The organism is Halomonas sp. 707B3, assembly GCF_024158645.1.
GTDB lineage: Bacteria > Pseudomonadota > Gammaproteobacteria > Pseudomonadales > Halomonadaceae > Vreelandella > Vreelandella lionensis.
The window spans coordinates 1-3,443 of the sequence record NZ_JAMZBE010000232.1 but is presented as its reverse complement, the minus strand read 5'-3'; the positions used below and the strand labels follow the sequence as shown (position 1 = coordinate 3,443).

The 3,443-nt window shown below is 56.2% G+C and carries 3 protein-coding genes and 1 pseudogene; 1 reads left to right on the top strand and 3 read right to left on the bottom strand.

The window, feature by feature from the left end:
• Positions 1-268, bottom strand: a pseudogene (locus BIS10_RS17945) (hypothetical protein); the annotation flags it as partial.
• Between the two features lie 129 nt (positions 269-397).
• Between BIS10_RS17945 and BIS10_RS17940 the strand changes: the two are divergent.
• A complete protein-coding gene (locus BIS10_RS17940; protein ID WP_083026072.1) occupies positions 398-859 on the top strand; it encodes a flavodoxin family protein in 462 nt (153 codons plus the stop codon).
• 84 nt (positions 860-943) lie between these two features.
• Here the strand turns inward: BIS10_RS17940 and fadA are convergent, their stop codons facing one another.
• Together fadA and BIS10_RS17930 are read right to left on the bottom strand one after the other, a co-directional pair.
• Positions 944-2,122, bottom strand: coding sequence for an acetyl-CoA C-acyltransferase FadA (gene fadA / locus BIS10_RS17935; RefSeq protein ID WP_083026074.1), 1,179 nt, complete (start codon positions 2,120-2,122; stop codon positions 944-946).
• A 24-nt stretch (positions 2,123-2,146) separates the two neighbouring features.
• Positions 2,147-3,443: 3-hydroxyacyl-CoA dehydrogenase NAD-binding domain-containing protein (locus BIS10_RS17930; RefSeq protein WP_253507400.1), on the bottom strand; the 1,297-nt coding region annotated here is incomplete at its 5' end.

The window sequence follows — 3,443 nt, the reverse complement described above, 5'->3', positions numbered from 1 at the left end:
AAGCGGCGTCCTCTTCCGGGCTCGCCTGCAGCGGGGGTGTCCAATCTTCCGCCTGCGCCGTTCTGACGGGTTGATAGTTCGATGCGGGCGCAGCAGGAGCTATCTCTTCACTGCTCGCGGTAGGAGCTGAACGGCTGTCGTTACGGGCAGGGGCACTTGATTGACCCGCACACCCTGCCAACAACAGAGTTAATGAACAAAGACTGGCGATCCCTATCGTTTTGGCCTGCTGACGCATGACGCGATTCCCTTTTTGATCGTTCAACACGGAACACCCTATCCCATACGCGGTTTGAAAGCGTTTGATTGGTTTGCCCTAAGGCCTCTAGGCTGTGTCATTAAGTGCTGACAGTGTGGCACCTCTTGAACACACCGCCAATTGCCTGAAGACATCCTCATGAAACGCTTATTAATCGTCGCTCACTCTCCCTCCGTCAATACCCAAGCATTGTGCCGTGCCGTTCAGCATGGCGCTGAACACCAGGACATCGAGGCTGTGGAGTGCATTGTCAAAACGCCTTTCGAGGCGGGCCCAGCGGATATTCTCGCCTGCGATGGCATTGTGCTGGGCACCACCGAAAACCTTGGGTACATGAGCGGCGCGCTGAAAGACTTTTTTGACCGCAGCTACTACAGCGTACTAGAAGAGAAGCAGGGCCTGCCCTGCGCGCTCTATATTCGCGCGGGCCATGACGGCACGGGCACCCAACGGGCGGTGGAAAGCATCATCACCGGGCTACGTTGGCGCTGGGTACAGGACCCGCTTATTTTTCGCGGCGAGTGGCAGGAGGCTTTCACCCGCCAAGCCGAAGAGCTGGGCATGACCATGGCCGCCGGGCTGGATAACGGGCTATTTTAAAGGTCTGTTTTAAAGCACTTTAAAACGAAAAACGGCACCGCGAAGGTGCCGTTTTTGTTGCTTTTGCAAAGCAGGTCGAGCGTATTACTTTAGACGCTCAAACACCGTTGCAACGCCCTGCCCCATACCAATACACATGGTGGCTAAGCCCAGCGTGGTATCGCGCTGCTGCATCACGTTTAAAAGCGTGGTGCAGATACGCGAACCGGAGCAGCCCAGCGGGTGGCCAAGGGCAATCGCGCCGCCGTTCAGGTTCACTTTTTCGTCCATGGCATCCAGGAAGCCAAGATCCTTCAGCACCGGCAGGCCTTGAGCGGCAAACGCCTCGTTCAGCTCAACGGTTTGAATATCTGCAGCGGACAAGCCTGCCGCTTTTAGTGCTTTTTTAGACGCAGGCACCGGGCCATAACCCATAATGGAGGCATCACAACCCGCTACACCGGTCGAGAGCACTTTGGCAATCGGCTCTAGCCCCAGCGCCTGGGCGCGCTCGTAGCTCATGACCGCCATGGCAGATGCACCCACCGACAGCGCCGAGGAAGTGCCTGCGGTAACGGTACCGTTCCGAGGGTCAAACACTGGCTTTAAGTTCGCCATGGATTCAAGGCTGGCGTCGGCGCGGATGACTTCGTCGTTTTTGAACATCACTTTGAAGCCGCGCTGGTCATGGCCTTCTACACCGATAATCTCGTTATCGAAGTAGCCTTTCTCCATGGCCGCTTGTGCGCGCTGATGCGAGCGCACGCCAAACTTATCCTGATCTTCACGGGAGATGCCGTGCATTTTACCCAGCAGCTCGGCCGTCAGGCCCATCATCATGGCGGCTTTGGCTGCGTACTTGCTCGCTGCAGGGTTTACATCGACCCCATGCGCCATGGGGACGTGCTCCATGTGCTCCACACCGCCAATCACGTAGAAGTCGCCCATACCGGCCTTGATGTTCGCAGCGGCAATATGCAGCGCGGTCATTGAAGAGCCGCACAGGCGGTTGACCGTTTGTGCAGGCACAGAGCGCGGAATGCCGGTCATGATCGCCGCGTTGCGGGCGATGTTCATGGACTGTTCCAGCGTCTGGTTAACGCATCCCCAGATCACATCGTCCACTTCCGACGGGTCTAGGTTGGGGTTACGAGTAAACAGCGCCTGCATCACGGCAGCGGAAAGGTTTTCGGCACGCACATTGCGGAAGGCGCCATTTTTCGCTTTTGCCATGGCGGTACGAACACCGTCAACCACCACGATATCTCTCGGATTCAAACTCATCTTATTTCTCCTGTGGGTGGTGACTTAGGCCTGAGCGTTTGCAGTGGTGCCAGCGTAGAACTGCTCGTTATTCTGTGCCATGGCACGCAGCTTCTCGGTGGGTGCGTAAAGCGGCCCCAGCTCTTCTGCTAAACGGTCGGCCAGCGCAACAAACTCAGATACGCCCAGCGCGTCGATGTAGCGCAGCGCACCGCCACGGAAGGGAGGGAAACCAATACCGTAAATCAGCGCCATATCGGCTTCTGCTGGCGTATCGACAATGCCATCCTCCAGGCAGCGCACGGTTTCCAGGCACAGCGGGACCATCATGCGAGCAATGATGTCTTCATCCGAAAACTCTTTCTGCTCTTTCACCACTTCTTTCACTAACGCGTAAGCCTGCTCGTCGCTGACTTTCTTCGGCTTACCCTTCTTATCTTCTTCGTAGGCGTAAAAGCCTTTATCGTTCTTCTGGCCCAGGCGCTTGTTGTCGTACATCACTTGAATCGCCGTTTTGCCTTCACGAGCCATACGATCCGGGAAACCTTCAGCCATCACCTCGTTGGCGTGCACGGCGGTATCCATGCCGACCACATCCAACAGGTACGCCGGGCCCATGGGCCAGCCAAACTTCTCCATGACTTTATCAACGCGCTGGAAGTCGGCGCCCTGCTCGACCAGGAAGCTAAAGCCACCGAAGTAAGGGAACAGTACGCGGTTAACCAGAAACCCTGGGCAATCGTTAACAACAATCGGCGTTTTACCCATGGCGCGGGCGTAAGCCACCGTGGCTGCCACGGCCGCCTCGGAGGTCTTCTCGCCACGAATGACTTCCACCAGCGGCATACGGTGCACCGGGTTAAAGAAGTGCATACCGCAGAAGTTTTCAGGGCGTTTTAAGTTCTTAGCCAGACGGTTGATCGAAATGGTCGAGGTGTTGGAGGTCAGAATCGTGTTCTCCCCTACCATGCCTTCTACTTCAGTCAACACGGCGTCTTTGACGTTGGGGTTCTCTACCACGGCCTCGACGACCAAATCTACATTACCGAAATCGCCGTAAGAGAGCGTTGGACGGATGTTGGAGAGTTTCTCGGCCATCTGCTCGGTGGTGAGCTTTTTACGCTCTACCTGTTTAGAGAACAGCTTGCGCGCCTCTTTCAGGCCAAGCTCGATGGCGTCATCCTTAATGTCTTTCATCAGTATGGGCGTGCCTTTGCTGGCGCTCTGGTAGGCAATACCGCCGCCCATAATACCAGCGCCCAGTACGGCGGTTTGCTTCACCGGCTGCGCCTGCTTCTCGTATTTGCTGCCTTTCTTTTTAACGACTTGGTCGTTAATGAAC